Annotated in this window: 22 protein-coding genes; 8 read left to right on the top strand and 14 right to left on the bottom strand. The window is 36.4% G+C overall.

The features are described from left to right. Positions 1 to 1,306, bottom strand: a 1,306-nt coding sequence (locus ACKI2W_RS04760; RefSeq protein ID WP_407379763.1) for an asparagine synthase-related protein, incomplete at its 3' end; no start/stop codon positions are given. Between the two features lie 211 nt (positions 1,307 to 1,517). Between ACKI2W_RS04760 and ACKI2W_RS04755 the strand changes: the two genes are divergently transcribed. The 3 genes from ACKI2W_RS04755 (at position 1,518) to ACKI2W_RS04745 (ending at position 4,289) form a co-directional block, all read left to right on the top strand. Then, complete coding sequence (locus ACKI2W_RS04755) at positions 1,518 to 2,489, top strand: hypothetical protein (protein ID WP_407379761.1); 972 nt, start codon at positions 1,518 to 1,520, stop codon at positions 2,487 to 2,489. Between the two features lie 124 nt (positions 2,490 to 2,613). Next, complete coding sequence (locus ACKI2W_RS04750; RefSeq protein WP_407379759.1) at positions 2,614 to 2,859, top strand: hypothetical protein; 246 nt, start codon at positions 2,614 to 2,616, stop codon at positions 2,857 to 2,859. Positions 2,860 to 3,008: 149 nt separating this feature from the next. Further along, a complete protein-coding gene (locus ACKI2W_RS04745) occupies positions 3,009 to 4,289 on the top strand; it encodes an O-acetylhomoserine aminocarboxypropyltransferase/cysteine synthase family protein (protein ID WP_407379757.1) in 1,281 nt (426 codons plus the stop codon). 687 nt (positions 4,290 to 4,976) lie between these two features. Here ACKI2W_RS04745 and ACKI2W_RS04740 read toward each other — a convergent pair. The 4 genes from ACKI2W_RS04740 to rnc are packed head-to-tail and all read right to left on the bottom strand — an operon-like array spanning position 4,977 to position 8,157. Then, positions 4,977 to 5,291, bottom strand: coding sequence for an AzlD domain-containing protein (locus ACKI2W_RS04740; protein WP_407379755.1), 315 nt, complete (start codon positions 5,289 to 5,291; stop codon positions 4,977 to 4,979). Next, positions 5,291 to 5,974 (bottom strand): AzlC family ABC transporter permease, encoded by a 684-nt coding sequence (locus tag ACKI2W_RS04735; RefSeq protein WP_407379753.1) that lies wholly within the window; start codon positions 5,972 to 5,974, stop codon positions 5,291 to 5,293. The genes ACKI2W_RS04740 and ACKI2W_RS04735 overlap by 1 nt, the downstream gene beginning before the upstream one ends. Before the next feature lie 42 nt (positions 5,975 to 6,016). Next, positions 6,017 to 7,483, bottom strand: coding sequence for a homoserine O-acetyltransferase (locus ACKI2W_RS04730; RefSeq protein WP_407379751.1), 1,467 nt, complete (start codon positions 7,481 to 7,483; stop codon positions 6,017 to 6,019). Positions 7,484 to 7,488: 5 nt separating this feature from the next. Further along, positions 7,489 to 8,157 (bottom strand): ribonuclease III, encoded by a 669-nt coding sequence (rnc, locus tag ACKI2W_RS04725; RefSeq protein WP_407379749.1) that lies wholly within the window; start codon positions 8,155 to 8,157, stop codon positions 7,489 to 7,491. Between the two features lie 162 nt (positions 8,158 to 8,319). On the opposite strand from rnc, the gene ACKI2W_RS04720 reads away from it, so the two are divergent. Then, positions 8,320 to 8,655: a hypothetical protein gene (locus ACKI2W_RS04720; RefSeq protein ID WP_407379747.1), complete on the top strand. Its 336-nt coding sequence runs from the start codon at positions 8,320 to 8,322 to the stop codon at positions 8,653 to 8,655. On the opposite strand, the gene ACKI2W_RS04715 is transcribed toward ACKI2W_RS04720, so the two are convergent. From ACKI2W_RS04715 to ACKI2W_RS04700, 4 genes are all read right to left on the bottom strand, one after another. Beyond that, positions 8,652 to 9,026, bottom strand: coding sequence for a hypothetical protein (locus ACKI2W_RS04715; RefSeq protein ID WP_407379745.1), 375 nt, complete (start codon positions 9,024 to 9,026; stop codon positions 8,652 to 8,654). The genes ACKI2W_RS04720 and ACKI2W_RS04715 overlap by 4 nt on opposite strands. 12 nt (positions 9,027 to 9,038) lie before the next feature. Then, a complete protein-coding gene (locus tag ACKI2W_RS04710; protein WP_407379743.1) occupies positions 9,039 to 9,449 on the bottom strand; it encodes a hypothetical protein in 411 nt (136 codons plus the stop codon). A gap of 139 nt (positions 9,450 to 9,588) precedes the next feature. Next, entirely contained in the window at positions 9,589 to 9,777 is a 189-nt protein-coding gene (locus ACKI2W_RS04705) for a 50S ribosomal protein L37e (protein WP_292795469.1), read from the bottom strand. Positions 9,778 to 9,839: 62 nt separating this feature from the next. Next, entirely contained in the window at positions 9,840 to 10,070 is a 231-nt protein-coding gene (locus tag ACKI2W_RS04700) for an LSm family protein (protein ID WP_058738966.1), read from the bottom strand. Between the two features lie 249 nt (positions 10,071 to 10,319). On the opposite strand from ACKI2W_RS04700, the gene ACKI2W_RS04695 reads away from it, so the two are divergent. Genes ACKI2W_RS04695 through arfB form a run of 3 tightly spaced genes read left to right on the top strand, consistent with a single transcriptional unit; the run spans position 10,320 to position 12,050 of the window. Next, positions 10,320 to 10,823 carry a type II toxin-antitoxin system antitoxin SocA domain-containing protein gene (locus ACKI2W_RS04695; RefSeq protein ID WP_407379740.1) on the top strand — a complete coding sequence of 168 codons (504 nt, stop codon included), beginning with the start codon at positions 10,320 to 10,322 and terminating at the stop codon, positions 10,821 to 10,823. A 39-nt stretch (positions 10,824 to 10,862) separates the two neighbouring features. Continuing rightward, on the top strand, positions 10,863 to 11,345 hold the full coding sequence (locus ACKI2W_RS04690) for a DUF1947 domain-containing protein (protein WP_407379738.1): 483 nt from the start codon (positions 10,863 to 10,865) through the stop codon (positions 11,343 to 11,345). Positions 11,346 to 11,357: 12 nt separating this feature from the next. Then, on the top strand, positions 11,358 to 12,050 hold the full coding sequence (gene arfB / locus ACKI2W_RS04685) for a 2-amino-5-formylamino-6-ribosylaminopyrimidin-4(3H)-one 5'-monophosphate deformylase (RefSeq protein ID WP_407379736.1): 693 nt from the start codon (positions 11,358 to 11,360) through the stop codon (positions 12,048 to 12,050). Here the strand turns inward: arfB and ACKI2W_RS04680 are convergent. Further along, on the bottom strand, positions 12,047 to 12,403 hold the full coding sequence (locus ACKI2W_RS04680) for a hypothetical protein (RefSeq protein ID WP_407379734.1): 357 nt from the start codon (positions 12,401 to 12,403) through the stop codon (positions 12,047 to 12,049). The two genes, arfB and ACKI2W_RS04680, sit on opposite strands and share 4 nt — an antisense overlap. 65 nt (positions 12,404 to 12,468) lie before the next feature. On the opposite strand from ACKI2W_RS04680, the gene ACKI2W_RS04675 reads away from it, so the two are divergent. Further along, the gene (locus tag ACKI2W_RS04675) at positions 12,469 to 13,065 is read left to right on the top strand and encodes a YigZ family protein (RefSeq protein WP_407379732.1); all 597 of its coding nucleotides are present in this window, start codon (positions 12,469 to 12,471) and stop codon (positions 13,063 to 13,065) included. A 22-nt stretch (positions 13,066 to 13,087) separates the two neighbouring features. Here the strand turns inward: ACKI2W_RS04675 and ACKI2W_RS04670 are convergent, their stop codons facing one another. From ACKI2W_RS04670 to ACKI2W_RS04655, 4 genes are all read right to left on the bottom strand, one after another. Continuing rightward, on the bottom strand, positions 13,088 to 13,198 hold the full coding sequence (locus ACKI2W_RS04670) for a rubredoxin-like domain-containing protein (protein WP_058738961.1): 111 nt from the start codon (positions 13,196 to 13,198) through the stop codon (positions 13,088 to 13,090). Between the two features lie 12 nt (positions 13,199 to 13,210). Beyond that, a complete protein-coding gene (locus ACKI2W_RS04665; RefSeq protein ID WP_407379730.1) occupies positions 13,211 to 13,348 on the bottom strand; it encodes a rubredoxin in 138 nt (45 codons plus the stop codon). A 75-nt stretch (positions 13,349 to 13,423) separates the two neighbouring features. Beyond that, complete coding sequence (locus tag ACKI2W_RS04660) at positions 13,424 to 13,585, bottom strand: rubredoxin (protein ID WP_407379728.1); 162 nt, start codon at positions 13,583 to 13,585, stop codon at positions 13,424 to 13,426. A gap of 93 nt (positions 13,586 to 13,678) precedes the next feature. Further along, positions 13,679 to 15,353, bottom strand: a 1,675-nt coding sequence (locus tag ACKI2W_RS04655) for a hypothetical protein (protein ID WP_407379726.1), incomplete at its 5' end; no start/stop codon positions are given.

Raw genomic sequence — 15,353 nt, 5'->3', positions numbered from 1 at the left:
ATATGTTTTTTCTTAAAACATCTCCGGAGCCTGAAATCTTGTTCTTGACAGGAAGGTTTATTGCATATTCCACAAGGCTTTTATCTAAAAAAGGTAGCCTTATTTCAACCGAATTGAGCATTGTGCATGCGTCGTCACGCTCAAGGTTTACATGATACATGTTGGATATGTCCTGGCGAATCTCGAATTCAAGATCCCCTTCTTCATAGCTTTTCAGATACCTGTTGTATCCGCCGAAAAGCTCATCGGCGCCCTGACCTGAAATTGCCACATTCAGATTGTCATCATGAATCATTTTTGATGCAAAGTATGCCGTCAGGCCGACTCCAATCTTCATAAGGTTATCGTCACCTATCGCATGGACGACCTCGCCAAGATGTTCCTTTATAAGTTCCGGAGTTATAATCTGTGTCTTTAATGGAAGGTCAAGGTATTCGGCGGCGTATCTTGCGGCCTCCAAATCCTTTGAGCTTTCAGTGCCCACAGCATATAATGTTATGTCAAGCCTTTTGTTGCATGATATCTCCTCCAGAAGCATTGCCAAAATCGAACTGTCAACACCCCCCGAAAATATTACACCTAGCCTGTCTAATCCTTCAACTCTTTTGGAAACACTTAACTTTAATAGCTTGTCCAACTTAGATGCATCAACTTCCATGATTTTTTCATGAATGTATTGTGATGGAGCTACATCATCCCAGTTAAAAAGAATGTTTTCGGGCAATAATGTCTGAATCTCATCAAAGCCAATCTCACGGAGGCTGTCACGTGAAGATGCGAATGCGCACAGATCATCACCCACAGCATAAAACAGGGGTTTGACGCCCAAGGGGTCACGTGCAACAGCCAGATTCTCACCGTCCCATACTGAAAATGCATAGTCCCCATCAATGAGATGAACGGCAGATTGAAGGGCTTTAAGAAGGTCTCCCCTGTTGTAAAAGTCAATCAGACTGATTAGCGCCTCAGCGTCTGATGTGATTTCGCCTTCAACACCAACCTTATTTAAAAAATTTCTGAGGGTATTGAAATTATATAAAGCCCCGTCAAAAGCCAATACAAGGTTATTCTTTGATATCGGCTGAGGTGAAGACTTTCGGTCATGCATGTCATAAACGCAAAGCAGATTATGGCCAAAAGCAATATCATATTCGTTTTCATCGCCAAAGCTATCCAAATCTATGTCATGGACAATTTCATCCAGATATATGCCGGATGAATCAGGCCCGCGCATTTTTGATGCTTTTAACATTTTAATCAAGTCATTTCCACTGAACTTTCCCTGAAGACCAACTATTGAACTCATAGTAATAACTATGGGAAGTGATATCATAAAAGAATTGCCACAAAAATTACAAGTTGGGACAATATAACCTTCTCAAAAAATATAACTCATTGGTTATTTTATTGATTTAAGGAAGTTATACTGTCTAAAATAAAAACAAAGAATTTATAAACTATTAAATACAATATTATATTGTTTACAATATTTAAATAAAAATTAAAGCGTGAATATTATGAATAGAAATGACGAAATTGACAAAATGGTTGAATCCATAATGCGCGAAACAACAAACAATCCTCGCGATTACTGTTTCAACTACATTGTCAGCAGATATCCAAAAACTTCTCATGAAACCTTTGGATTTCCTGGGAAATTCATCAAATCACTTGACCGAATTGTCTACAAAGAGGACGGATCAAAATTGGAATTGGATATAGCTGAATTGGTTGAAAAAGACGGATTCATAACACAAAAATCAACAATTAATGTGGAACATCAGACCACACCCATAGAATACGGAAAGATAGACCCAATATACGACTACAAAATACATCTGATTCACGAAAACAATCTTCCATCGATTTCCATTGTAATAACCCCTATCGAACAGGATGAAAAGATGAAATGTTATACTTCAAAGAACAATGTATTCAATGTATATCACATTGTAGTGAGAGAAAAGGACATCTGCGAAAAATTAAATATATTGAGAAACATAGATATGAATATCGAAATATCAGAAAGCAATGCAATTAACTTCGCATATATTGCCCTATTTGTTACAGGTGATATAGACAAAAAGATACTTGAAGAAATATGCAACATGTTTGCCCAAGTCAAAATGGACAGTCACCATCGATTAGACACACACCATGTTCTCAAAATAATGATTAAGGAGATTTTTAAGGATAATAAACAAAAGACCAAGGAGTTGTTAAAAATGATAACAAAAAGATTGGATGAGAAAGAATTTTGCGAATTAACACGAGAAGAACAATTCAAAGCAGACATCGCACGAAAAGACGAAATAATAGAAAATAGAGAATATATGCTAGCTAAAGAAAAGGAAGAAACCAGAAAGAAACTTGCAGAAAAAGATGAAGAAACCAAAAAGAAGCTTGCAGAAAAAGAAAGAATGCTGGCTGAACAAAATGAAAAAATGAAAAAATTAGAACAACAAATAATACAACAAAATTCAAAATAGGATAACATATTATTTATCCTAATTCTTTATTTTAAAAAAAAACGCCATAAAACTAATAAATTACAAACATCACGATTAAACATCACCCCCACAACTAAAAAAAAATAATAGAAGGTTGTTAACCATGACACGAGAAAAATTCAAACAAAAACAATTTTGCGAATTAACCCGAGAAGAACAATTCAAAGCAGACATCGCACGAAAAGATGAAATAATAAAAAATAGAGAATATATGCTAGCTGAAAAAGAAAAAGAATTAAATAAATTAGAAGTAGAATTAAATCTGATAAGTGCGATAAAATCTGCTACAATACTACTGCAATCTATCCAGATTGTAAATTTAGAAAAAATGATTGAACTAAATGGGTAAATCAAAAGAATAAAGGTACTATTAAAATATCAACGTAATCTTATTAAACGGTTCAAATAATATCCATTTTCAAAAAGAAATAGGTCAATATAAAAAATATAATAGGAATAACTTAAAAAAATTATTATCATATATACAATGGTGATAATATGAAAGATAAATATAGACAAAGAACTCTGGAAGTTCATGCAGGAGAGTTTCCCGATCCGGTAACAGGTGCAAGGGCAACACCAATATATCATACAAGTTCCTATACATTTGAAAGTGCTGATAAAGCTAAAAAACTATACGCTCTTGAAGAAGAGGGACACATTTACACAAGACTGTCAAATCCGACTTCAGAAGTTTTGGAAAATCGTGTGGCTGCAATAGAAAACGGTGTTGGGGCACTGGCGCAGTCAACCGGAATGAGCGCAATTTTATTATCAATTTTAAACATTGCAGGAAATGGAGATGAAATAGTATCATCCAATAACCTTTATGGGGGAACATACACTTTATTCAAAAATACCATGCCCAATTGGGGAATTAAGGTCAATTTTGTTGACACCCATGATTTGGATGCCTATAATGATGCAATCAATGAAAATACAAAGGCAATTTATTGTGAATCAATAGGCAATCCTCAGCTGGATATTCCTGATTTTGAGGCATTGGCCGAAATAGCTCATGAAAATGGCATTCCTCTGATTGTAGATAACACTTCAGCGATTACTATGGTCAAGCCACTTGATCATGGCGCAGACATTGTCGTTCACTCAGCAACCAAATTTTTATCCGGAAACGGTACAAGCATGGGTGGTATGATTGTTGATGGAGGAAAATTCGACTGGACAAACGGCAAATTCCCAATGTTTACCGAACCTGACGAGTCATATCACGGACTGATATATTCAGAGGCATTTGGAAATAAGGCATACATTACAAAGGCAAGAGTTCATCTGATGAAGGATTTGGGAACGGTTATGAGTCCTATCAATGCATTCATGATTCTTCAAAGCTGCATGACATTGTCATTAAGGGTCAATCAGCACTGCAGCAATGCCCTGGAAATTGCCCGATTCCTAAAAGACCATGAAGCAGTTTCCTGGGTAAACTATCCTGGACTTGAAGACAATGAAAACCATGAGATAGCTGAAAAATACCTGAACGGCAACTACGGATGTATTGTGAGCTTCGGCATTAAAGGCGGAATCGAAGAGGGTAAGAAATTCATTGAAAGTGTTGAGCTTTTAAGCCATGTTGCAAACATTGCAGATTCAAAGACCCTTGTAATTCACCCGGCAAGCACAACACACTCCAACATGACCGAAGAGGAACAGCTTGACAGCGGAATCACACCTGATTTCATAAGAATGTCTGTCGGTATCGAGGATGTTCAGGATTTGATTGAAGACATTGACCAGGCACTGAAAAAAGCAATTAATTAAGAGGTTCAATCCTCTTTAATTTATTTTTATCTGATTTTAATATTTTATATCTTATAAACACACCATTTATTTTAAAAAAATTATGTAAAAATAGGCAGGAAGAGCTAAAGCTCCTCCAATGAGTTAATTTCAAAATCTATCAAGTATGGTCAACAAGAAAAATAAACTTCCCAATATGATGGCTTGAATATCATATCTTTGAAAAACTCAATACCTGTCTATCAATCATCATCTACTAACTCAATCTTCTCTCCAACTAAATTAGAGATACAAAGTACGCCAAATAACTAATAGCTATGAAAACTATAGCATCTAACAGTACTAATGCCATTTTTACCTCCAGAAGGAAGTTAAACAATATTTTGATAACCAATTCAAAACAACCTTCTTTGTTAATAAAGTTTTTCAATGACCAGTAAAAAATGTATTTAATACCAATGATATTTAAAAATAACTCATTTTTAAAAGTAATATTGCTTTAATCGAGTAAAAATCAAAGTAAAAGTAATATTATTTCAAATTAATAAAAATAAAAAAATTTACAGAAAATAGAATAATATAAATATTATGAAAAATAATTATTTAATCAAGCAATATATGATAATCAATTATATATTCTTCTTTAAACTTGGATAAAAAAGGCTTGAATTTATATTTTTATCCAAGTATTTTTATAATATGCTTTTTTTAAAACATTGGAACTATTGAATAAACCGTTACTAAAACCACCACTGTCAGAATAACGATAGCTCCCAGAGGAACCTTTTTCCAGGACAGTCCTGCCGCAACGATTGCGCCGACAAGACCTATATACCACAGCTGATTGTCAACAGTCAGGACTCCCGGACAGATCAGTGCCGCAAGGGCAGTGTACGGAATCAGATTCAGGAATTTTTCAACATTCGGACCGAAATTGAGCTTATCGACAAATATTGCGGGAATCAGACGGGGAATGAATGTCACCAGTGCACATCCTAAAATAATAATGTTAATGTCAAGCATTATTCGGCCCCCTCGACCATATCCTCATCGTCAACTATATACATTCCGATCAAAGCACCTAAAAGGGTTGATATTATCAGTGACCAGTTTCCAACAACAAACTGAAGTATTACATTTAATATTGCGGTAATTACAACCAGAAGACCCAGACGTTTATTGTGTTTGACGGCCGGAACCAATATAGCAATAAAAAGCGCATACAATGAAATATTGAAGCTGTTCGTCACTATCACAGGCAAAAAGTCAAGGACAAATACTCCTATTACCGCTCCTAAAATCCATGAAAGCCATGATGTCAGGGATAATCCTGAATAGAACCATACTGATGATTCGCTTTCAAAGGAAAATATTGCAAATGTCTCATCGGTTACAAGATGCGCTGTCAGAACGTTTGTCAAGAGGGAATTTTCACTCATCTTATTGTATACGGCGGTGTTCATTACCATATACCTTAAATTAACTACAAAATTGGTTAATATAATAGCCAGGGCAGTTGCGCCGTTTGCAAGCATTGTGGCAGCAATTATTTCGCCGGCACCAGCATAGACCAGAACTGAAAATGAAACTGTCTGGAATGGATTAAAACCTGCTTTCAGTGCAAGTGCAGCGTAGCCTATGCCCATAGGAATATAGCCGAATGCTATTGGAATAGCACTTTTGCACCCAAATAAAAACTTATCCATCCTAGAATTAATGAAAAACACCTTAAAAATTAATAAAAAAAGTTATGACATCATATTGTTGATATGGTCAGTCGTGATGATTCCTTCAACAACGAAATCCTCATCGACAACAGGCAGGCATGAGATGTCGAATTTTCGCATCATTCTGCTTATTTCCTCTATTGAATCTGATGAATAGCAGAATTTGACCGTTTTTGTCATGATGTCCGTTAGACTTTCACAATTGGTTGCAATTGACTTTGACAAATCCCAGCTGGTGACAATACCTATCAATTTATTGTCATCGGTTACAACAGGCAGATGGGTAACGTTTTTATCAAACATCAGTCTTGCTGCCTTTTTGACACTGTCCTCTTCCCTGATTGTCGGAACATCTGTTGTCATCAAATCTGCAACGATATTGTCTGATAAAAATCTTGAGAGAAGATAATTGAGCTGTCCCTTTTCAAGCAGGAATGCGTCATGGCCGTAATTGGACTTGATTTCTGAAAATGACACTTCAACGTCGTTTGCGTTTAATGCAGCAACTATTTCAGTACTCTGTTCGGTCGGATAGAGCCAGTCTGAATCGACTGAAATGACTTCCAGCTTACATCTGATGTCCTTGAATCCGTCAATAAGTGAATTGTTAACAGACAAGTCGAATAAGTCCACAGCTTTTGTAATGAACAGATAGCTGTTAGCATCAAAGCGCTTTACAAAGGACTCACCCTGGTGATGCAGATAGCTTTCGACCTGGAAATCCATTGAAAGGTCATAGCTGATTTCATCCTTGTCCTGAAGGTCACGTCCGAACTTGATGAACATTGACTCGTCGCTGAGATAAGTTATGTGGGCAATCATACGGGCAATGGACAGGCCGTTTTTAGGAATCTGGCCGGTTCCGTAATAGTTTCCCTGCTTCCAGTTGGGATCTGAGACAATTGACTGGCGGCCAACCTCATTGAATGCAATCTGCTGAGGGGAAGACCTTGCGGTCGTGGCTATCGGAACTGCCTTTTTCATCATGTCCGGATAGCTTACAATCCATTGAAGAACCTGCATTCCTCCCATGGATCCCCCAATGACCGCATACAGCTGATTGATGCCGAATGAATCAATCAATAGCTTTTGAACATCAACCATGTCCTTGATTGTGATTACAGGAAAATCCACACCGTATTCATAGCCGGTTTCTGGATTTATTGATTTTGGACCTGTTGTTCCTTTGCATCCTCCCAAAACGTTGGAACAGATTATGAAGTATTTTTCACTGTCCAGCACTTTTCCGGGACCTATTATTATCTCCCACCAGCCGGGCTTTCTATCTCCTTCGTGCCAGCCTGCAGCGTGAGCGTCACCGGTTAGAGCATGACAAATCAGGATGGCATTGCTTTTTTCCTTATTCAATTCACCATAAGTCTCATAAGCTATGATGATATTGTCCAATGATTTGCCGCTTTCCAGTATGAAAGGCTCGTCAATATTCAGATATTGAGTTTCAACAATACCAACAGAATCCTTATCCATTAAAATCACCTAATTAAATGTAAATTTTTCATAGCTTCTTTTGCAGCTTCCTGCTCAGCTTCCTTTTTATTCTTACCGATTCCGGTTCCCATTTTCTCATCATTCAGATATATTGCCATTATAAATGTCTTGTCATGAGGAACTCCATGCTCTTCAAGAAGTTCATAGTGGACTTCGGTCTCATGCGCATCACAATATTCCTTGATTTCAGACTTGTAGTCATGGAAAAACACCATTTCATCATCGATATGCCTGAATATAATCTTTGCAATGAACCTTTTCGTATATGCCAGACCCTGATCAAGAAACATCGCTCCCAGGAATGATTCGAAAATGTCGGAAGTGATTGACAACACCTCATTGTCCGTGAGATTCATTTCATCAACTGATACCTTCAGAAAATCCTTTAGTCCAAGCTCGTGTGAATAATAGATTAAAGCTGACTGGCATACATAGTTGGCCCTCAGTTTTGTCAGTTTGCCTTCACCGTATTTAGGATATTTCTTGTAAAGGTATTCGGAAACCAGCATGTTCAAGATTGAATCGCCAAGAAACTCCAAACGTTCATAATCGTATTTTATACCATGTACCGTTGCATATGAACCGTGCATGAATGCCATCTTATAGTAGTCCTCATTGTTCGGTTCTATGCCAAATTTCTCAAATAAATTCATGTTAAAGCCCATCAATTAATAAATATGATATTAATTATGGTATTTAATTTATTTAAACTTCATTATATATAACAATTGTGATATTTTGAATAGTGTTCAAATGCTCTAGCTCTTCGCTTATATATGCATTAAGAATAAAGTTCAATCAAGGATTTGGTAATTATGATATTAAACTGGAAAGAAGAAATAACAAATATTGACCCTGACATGAAGTTCAGGGCACAGGGCGGATGGCTTAAAACAGTAGAAGAGCTTGACAAAAACGTGACGAACGGATACTCACTTGTCGGAGATTTTGTGAAGGCTGGAGACTTCGAGGCAGAATACTGCGAAGGCCTATACCTTGACTGCAACAAGGAAGGAAGCGCCAAAAAGCCGCAGACCGATTACCGTTTATTCAGATTCAGGGACGGTAAGGTAAGATTATTAGATCTGGTAATTGACGCTCAAAGAAGCTGGGCGCAGGATTTCTGGGATGCCGTTGAGGGGGAAATCTAGCTGAAATAACCCCTCGGCATGAACTTGGAAACCCTTTTGACATCCCTGTAGGTTCCAAAGCAGTTGTACTTCTCAAAAAGGATTATAATATGGTCCATGTTTTGGGAAAAGTTCTTTTCCTTGCCGTCAATTATTCCCCTGAATTTCACACCGAAATCGCCTGTGGCTGAAATATTGACCTTTAACTTTTCGGAGGAATTGAATCCGTCAAAAAACCTTTGAATCTCGGCAGTCTCAAAAAGTGGAGCCTTGACATTCAAAGCCATGAGCCTGTTTTGGCCTTCACGAAGCCTGACGTAGTTTTCGTGGATTTCAATGGAATCATCACCATCCATTTTAGTAATTTTTACGTAATTTTCATCACTGTACATAAAATCGGCACCTCATAAAATGCAGTGAAATGAACAGCAGTCACAGGTAGGATCAAGATAGCTGTCCTTAGGCACATTCTGAGCAGTCTGCATTAAAAGGGACACTTCAAATATTGCTTCAGGGTCGTTGCTTACCTTTTTGGTTACATTGGACAGTCCCCTGTAGTTAACAGGAATGCTTCCGGTCTGTGAAATGTCATAATAGAAAAGCGCACCTGAGCTGACATCAGAGAAAAATTCATCCAGCTGCTTAACCTTTTGAGGAGACATTGAAAAGTTGACGCTCATCAGCTTGTCCTGCCTTTGCTTGATTCCGACATAAGCAATGTTTACCGCCAAGGCATCTCCGCCATCTTTGGTAAAGACTATGCATTCATCCAAATTGACATTTTCATTTTGGGCTAAATCTTTCAAATCAGACATGATATCACCTAAAATATTTTTAAGTAAAATTAGAAACTCAAAGTATATAAATTTAACCATGCCTAAAAATTGTGATGATAATTAAAAAAAGTGGTTTGATGAAGATTAATTTAATAATCTCCAATAATTTTATACCGACTTAAACTAGTCTTTGCCTAGTAGTTGGTTTTTTGTTTTGCCAGCTGTATCTTCTTAATTTGCTGGATCTTCCGAATCCACAAGAAGCACAGACTTTTTTACGTACGTGATAAGTGTTTTTACCACATCTTCTACATCTGATATGGGTCTTTTTATTCTTTTTACCCATTGATGGAGTTCCCTTTGCCATTGATACACCTCCTACATCTATTTAAATAAATTTAGTTATCTTAAACAATCATTGAATAATATTTATGGTGAAATATAAACAATATTGTCTCCTCTGATGAGGACAACACCTAATCTTCTAGTAACTTCTCCATCTTGTAACTCTTCAGCGTCGTTGAGAACCAAGTTCATGTGTAAGTCGAAGCTTTTGAGTATACCTCTGAATTCACGGTCTCCTTTGAGTTTGATTAAAACTGGAGCATCGATAGATTTTCCTAATGCATCAAGTGGTCTTTGAACATTTTGTCCGCTCATTATATCACCTTATATTACCATTAATTGTATTTTTTAAATTAGTTTTTAAAAGCAATCATTGATTTAACAATTACCCGTATTAGAAATAATATAATCAAGTTAAGATAAGACAAAACCTAATTAAAACTAATAATAAATTATATGCTCTTACTAATATATAAATGTTAGTGTTAAAAGTAAAAAAATACTGGTCAAATGCTCTCTCGCATTTTTATTATATACTATAGACATTCATAGAATAAAAATGCTATGGCATTCAACAAAAGCGAATACATCAACATATTAACATATATTCTATCCAACTGCTATGACAAGCCACATGTCGGAAAGACAGTAATCTCAACAACGATGTATTTCATTGATTTCAACTACTATGAGGTATACGGAGAGTCCCTGACCGACGAGGAATACGTCAAATCAAAAAAGGGAATACTGCCTAAACATTTCAACAAGATTACAGAGGAACTGATAGAAAGAAAGAAAATATATTTTCGAAAGGAGCCATATTACCACACCACGCTGCACAAGTATTATCTGACACATCTGCCGGATGTACATTTCTCAAAAAAGAAAAGAAACATTATAAATTCAACAATCCGGCCTCTGATTGGAAAAAATGCAACATCAATACTGAAATATGCAAGCAGGGACCCACCCTTTCAAATGGCCGACTACAATGAGGCCATAGACTACAATAACGTATATCTAAGATATCCGAGATATTCCATCAGAAAAAAATTTATTAATTTATAAAACCATAATAAATATTAATAATAAAAATCAGGTAAAAACATGGCAATTAAAGTTAAAAAAAGAAATTTCCTAAAAAAGAAAAAAATCAAACAGATCAAAAGCGAATTGGGAGAATACGGAGGACTTCTTGAAAACAAAAAGAATGTGGAAATCCTGGAAGCCGAACCCAATTCATTCATACTTGTGGACGGCGAACCATACATCATAATAATCAATGACAAGGCATTTCCAACACTTAAGGCAGCACTTGCCAATGAAATTGACGGCAAAACAGTTACCGTGGATATGGGTGCAGTTCGTTTCGTTACAAACGGAGCAGACATTATGAGTCCGGGAATCGTTGATGCAGACGACAATATAGAACCTGGAGATATCGTCCTGATTGTCGATGAAACACACCACAAGCCATTAGCTATTGGAGTAAGCCTAATAACCGGCGATGAAATGGTTGAACACGATTCAGGAAAGGCAATAGAAACCAAACACTTTGTCGGAGACGAAATCTGGAACTTTGAAGTATAAAGGTGATTGAAAATGGCCGAACTGAGATACAGAGCAGGAAAGATAAGAGACCCAGGAGTACACAAAATCGGAATAATCGCCCTCGGATCACATCTTGAAAACCACGGCCCGGCATTGCCAATAGATACCGATGCAAAGATAGGTTCTCACATCGCATTTCAATCAGCACTCAAATCCGGAGCCAAATTTCTTGGAGTTATATTTCCCGCATATGAACTTGACGAAATCGACCATGGAGTGCACGTTTCCCTGGATGTACTTAAAGAAAATGTCATAGAAACCTTGAATTCAGCTAAAAGATTCCTTGATATTGAAAAGGTCGTTATAGTGAATTCCCATGGTGGCAACCTGCCGTTGATGGCCGAGATATGGGACATTGAAGATAAGACTGATTTGATTGTGGTGATGAACAACAAGATAATTTCCACGGAAGGCCCTCATGCAGGAAGCGGCGAACTATCAATGGCGAAAGTATTGGGCATCATTAATGAAGATGAACTAGATAAACAGGCAGACGTTAACAAATACATTGAAGTTGGTCTTCACGGATTTAAAAAAGCACGTGAAAACGACCCTAACATTGAGGAAGGAGCGCTTGACGTTGAAGAAAACGGAGTATATGTTGACGAAGAATACGGCCAGCAACTCTTCAATTTAGCTATTGATACAGTACTCTTCGATGTTGAAAAATTACTTGATTTTTAAGCTTCAGTAGGATAAGTTGTAGTTTCTACACTACCTCCACCATCTGATGATGAACTTTGTTCAGTTTGTGATGAGGAAGAAGTATCCTCTGTCGTTTCAACACTGCTTTGTGAGCTTTCAGAACTTCCGCTGTCTGTGTAAGTCTCCACATAACTATCATCTGAAGAACCTGAATTATCACCTGAAGTTAAATCAGACAGATTTCCAAACAAACTGGTTTCTTCAGTTGTATTATTTCCAAAATCAAGGTTCAAATGATATGTGCCAGTCATTGCTGCAAAAACACCAGCAAAACAGAATGCAATAACTGCAACTACCAAAACAACCAACACTATAGCAGAACGACTTGCCATTTATAACACCTATAAAATTAATAACAATAATATGTCTGATAAGATATATAAGTTTATAGGATATTATGAAAACGATAACAAAAGCAGTTCAAAGTGAAATAAATGTCAAGAAATCACAGTTCATATGCCATTTATTTCCAACCAAAAACAAAAAGGAAAGCAAAGAAATAATATTGAAAGTAAACGAGCAGTATAGCGATGCCACACACAATTGTACTGCATATATAGTCTCGGACGGTGAAGGATTTGACGACGACGGAGAGCCTGGCGGAACTGCTGGAAAACCAATGATCAATGTGCTGAGAAAAAATGAACTGCATAATGTGACTGCTGTTGTTACACGTTATTTCGGAGGAATTAAGCTTGGAGCCGGAGGACTTGTCAGGGCTTATTCAAAATCCGTTATGGAAGCCATCTCCGAGGCAGAAATACTTGAAGTGGAATCATATGACGTTTATACGTTAACCTTTGAATATGGCGACATAAAACTGGTTGATGGTGAAGTGAGAAACAACAATCTGGAAGCAATAAATAAAGATTATTCCGATAAGGTCATCTATGAAGTGGTGTCTAAAGATTTCAGAGATATTGAAAAAATTTTTGAAAAATATAACGGTAAGATTAATGTCAGTTTTAAAAATAAAGAAGTTTTAGTAAAATAAAAAATTAGTTGAAGAACAAAAATTATTGTTCTTCGAAATTACTTGCGTCAACACCGCACATTGGGCAGGTGAAGTCGTCTGGTAATTCATCAGCTTCGTGAACATATCCACATACTTTACAAACGAATGCCATAATTATCTCTCCTTATTCTACTTTACTAAACATATCTTTTGTTGCTCCGCACATTGGACATTTGTAGTCATCTGGGAGATCTTCAAAAGCGGTTCCTTCTGCGTCATCGTCATATACAAATCCGCACATATTACATTTCCATTTAGCCATAGTATATTCTCCTTTATATATCAATACCAATAAATTGGCTTAACAATATTAATTCTTAGTTTTTTAATATATAAACTATTCTACTTCCTTGAACATTGATTTGGCAACACCACATTTCGGGCATTTAAATGCATCGGCAAGCTCGGAAAATGGAGTTCTAGGTTCAATTCCACGTTCAGGAAAACCTTCATCCTCATCATAAATATATCCGCAAAGTTTACATTTCCATTTAGCCATTAAAAACAGTCTCCTTGTTTTTGATATATTTATTTTTGAATAAGATAGTATAAATAGTTAATTAAAAAAAGAAAAAAAAGAAAAGTTTAAATTTTATTTTTTAAACCTTCTCAATGGTATTATTGCAAATAAAGCTAAAAGTAATACTATAATTGGATTACCAGTAGTTTTATTATTATCAATAATTGTTTCGATTGCTTGTGTAATGTTCTCATCTTCCACAACAGTGCCGTTAGATAAAACCTGTGTGGTATTGGATGCTGAAGTTATATTACCTGTCAAATCAGATCCTGCAGTTACCCTGTTGGTAATATTGCCTGCTTTTAAAGTATTGAAGAATACTGTAAAGCTTGCAGACTCGCCAACATGTAAAGTTGCATTATGTTTAAAAGTATAGCCTTCTTTTATCCATTTATCACCAGTGTAGTTGATAAATGACAATCCATCTGGAATTTCTTCGATAACATAAACACCATCCAAATCACAATCTCCAGTGTTTGTAACAACAATAGTGAAGCTTACAGTCTCACCAATAGTTGCAACTGGTCTGTTGACTATCTTAACAACACTTAAGTTAGGATGCAATGCATCTACACAAACAGTGCCATCAGCAGTTTTGTTTTCGCTAGTAACTGTATTGGTCAAGTTACCTCTTGCTGTAGTGTTGAATACCAGTATGATTTCAGCAGCCTTACCTGGAGTTAAATCTTGTGTTAAAGTCCATGACAAGCCATTTCCTTTATCCCAAGAGTTGTTTGAATCAATGAATGAATCATAGATCAATGAAGCATCAGGAATATCACTGAATGTAATATTAGTTAAGTTTGTTTCACCAGTATTGTTTACAATAACCTTAAACATTACCTGTTCACCTTCCTTAACAGTATCATTCAATACAACAACAGAAATATCATAATCCCTGATTAATACATGAACAAAATCACTTGCGGAATTACTATCAGCTTCATCAGAAGTAGCAATTACCTCATTGTCAAAAGTACCTGGTTCATAAGTATCGTAAACTGCTTTGAATGAAGCGGTTTCACCAGGGTTTAATACACCCAGATATCTCCATGAACGGATATTTTCACTTGCCTGAAGCAAATCGCCTTCAGATAAAGTTCCAGTTATTTCAATCCATAATCCGCTTTCATCAATTAACTCTGCATAGTTTAGACTACCTATAGCAAGCTGATTAACTACAACACGAGTCAATGGAATTTCTCCACCGTTAAATACTGAAATGTTAAATACTACTTGATCACCGACAACAACGGTTTTTGTTATTGCATCGATATCCACATCAAGGCCTGATTCAACAATTGTGTAATTTAGGGTCATTTCACTTCCATCAAAGTTGTCATCACCGGAGTAAATTACTTTAACTGTATGATTGCCAACTTCTTTTGGAACATATTCGACTTCCTCACCAACATCAACTGTAATCACTGTACCGTCATCAAAGACATAAGTAACATTACCTGTTGCATCATCATCTATAACGGAACTGTTTAAGTGAATCGGCTCTGTCAATGCAGTTTCATTTGGAGTTATAATTGCATTAAATCCTGCATCGATTTTAGTGACTTCAACAACAACAGTTTTGTTGCTGCCTTCAAAGTTATCGTCACCGCTATAGATTACATCTATAGTATGATTGCCGGTTGAATTAGGAGTATAAACAACAGGAACACCAACAGGAACAGTCACATTAGAACCATCATCAAACACAAAAGTAACATTACCAGTAGCATTAGAATCAGACACA

Origin of the sequence: Methanobrevibacter sp. (genome assembly GCF_045603845.1) — an archaeon.
GTDB lineage: Archaea > Methanobacteriota > Methanobacteria > Methanobacteriales > Methanobacteriaceae > Methanocatella.
Note: the sequence above shows the minus strand (reverse complement) of the source record. Positions and strands in the feature narration are given on the sequence as shown.

Bases quoted from the DNA above. Each gene is read 5' to 3' on its own strand.
- ACKI2W_RS04755 (WP_407379761.1), top strand. From the start codon at position 1,518: ATGAATAGAAATGACGAAATTGACAAAATGGTTGAATCCATAATGCGC.
- ACKI2W_RS04750 (WP_407379759.1), top strand. From the start codon at position 2,614: ATGACACGAGAAAAATTCAAACAAAAACAATTTTGCGAATTAACCCGA.
- ACKI2W_RS04745 (WP_407379757.1), top strand. From the start codon at position 3,009: ATGAAAGATAAATATAGACAAAGAACTCTGGAAGTTCATGCAGGAGAG.
- ACKI2W_RS04740 (WP_407379755.1), bottom strand. From the start codon at position 5,291: ATGCTTGACATTAACATTATTATTTTAGGATGTGCACTGGTGACATTC.
- ACKI2W_RS04735 (WP_407379753.1), bottom strand. From the start codon at position 5,974: ATGGATAAGTTTTTATTTGGGTGCAAAAGTGCTATTCCAATAGCATTC.
- ACKI2W_RS04730 (WP_407379751.1), bottom strand. From the start codon at position 7,483: ATGGATAAGGATTCTGTTGGTATTGTTGAAACTCAATATCTGAATATT.
- rnc (WP_407379749.1), bottom strand. From the start codon at position 8,157: ATGAATTTATTTGAGAAATTTGGCATAGAACCGAACAATGAGGACTAC.
- ACKI2W_RS04720 (WP_407379747.1), top strand. From the start codon at position 8,320: ATGATATTAAACTGGAAAGAAGAAATAACAAATATTGACCCTGACATG.
- ACKI2W_RS04715 (WP_407379745.1), bottom strand. From the start codon at position 9,026: ATGTACAGTGATGAAAATTACGTAAAAATTACTAAAATGGATGGTGAT.
- ACKI2W_RS04710 (WP_407379743.1), bottom strand. From the start codon at position 9,449: ATGTCTGATTTGAAAGATTTAGCCCAAAATGAAAATGTCAATTTGGAT.
- ACKI2W_RS04705 (WP_292795469.1), bottom strand. From the start codon at position 9,777: ATGGCAAAGGGAACTCCATCAATGGGTAAAAAGAATAAAAAGACCCAT.
- ACKI2W_RS04700 (WP_058738966.1), bottom strand. From the start codon at position 10,070: ATGAGCGGACAAAATGTTCAAAGACCACTTGATGCATTAGGAAAATCT.
- ACKI2W_RS04695 (WP_407379740.1), top strand. From the start codon at position 10,320: ATGGCATTCAACAAAAGCGAATACATCAACATATTAACATATATTCTA.
- ACKI2W_RS04690 (WP_407379738.1), top strand. From the start codon at position 10,863: ATGGCAATTAAAGTTAAAAAAAGAAATTTCCTAAAAAAGAAAAAAATC.
- arfB (WP_407379736.1), top strand. From the start codon at position 11,358: ATGGCCGAACTGAGATACAGAGCAGGAAAGATAAGAGACCCAGGAGTA.
- ACKI2W_RS04680 (WP_407379734.1), bottom strand. From the start codon at position 12,403: ATGGCAAGTCGTTCTGCTATAGTGTTGGTTGTTTTGGTAGTTGCAGTT.
- ACKI2W_RS04675 (WP_407379732.1), top strand. From the start codon at position 12,469: ATGAAAACGATAACAAAAGCAGTTCAAAGTGAAATAAATGTCAAGAAA.
- ACKI2W_RS04670 (WP_058738961.1), bottom strand. From the start codon at position 13,198: ATGGCATTCGTTTGTAAAGTATGTGGATATGTTCACGAAGCTGATGAA.
- ACKI2W_RS04665 (WP_407379730.1), bottom strand. From the start codon at position 13,348: ATGGCTAAATGGAAATGTAATATGTGCGGATTTGTATATGACGATGAC.
- ACKI2W_RS04660 (WP_407379728.1), bottom strand. From the start codon at position 13,585: ATGGCTAAATGGAAATGTAAACTTTGCGGATATATTTATGATGAGGAT.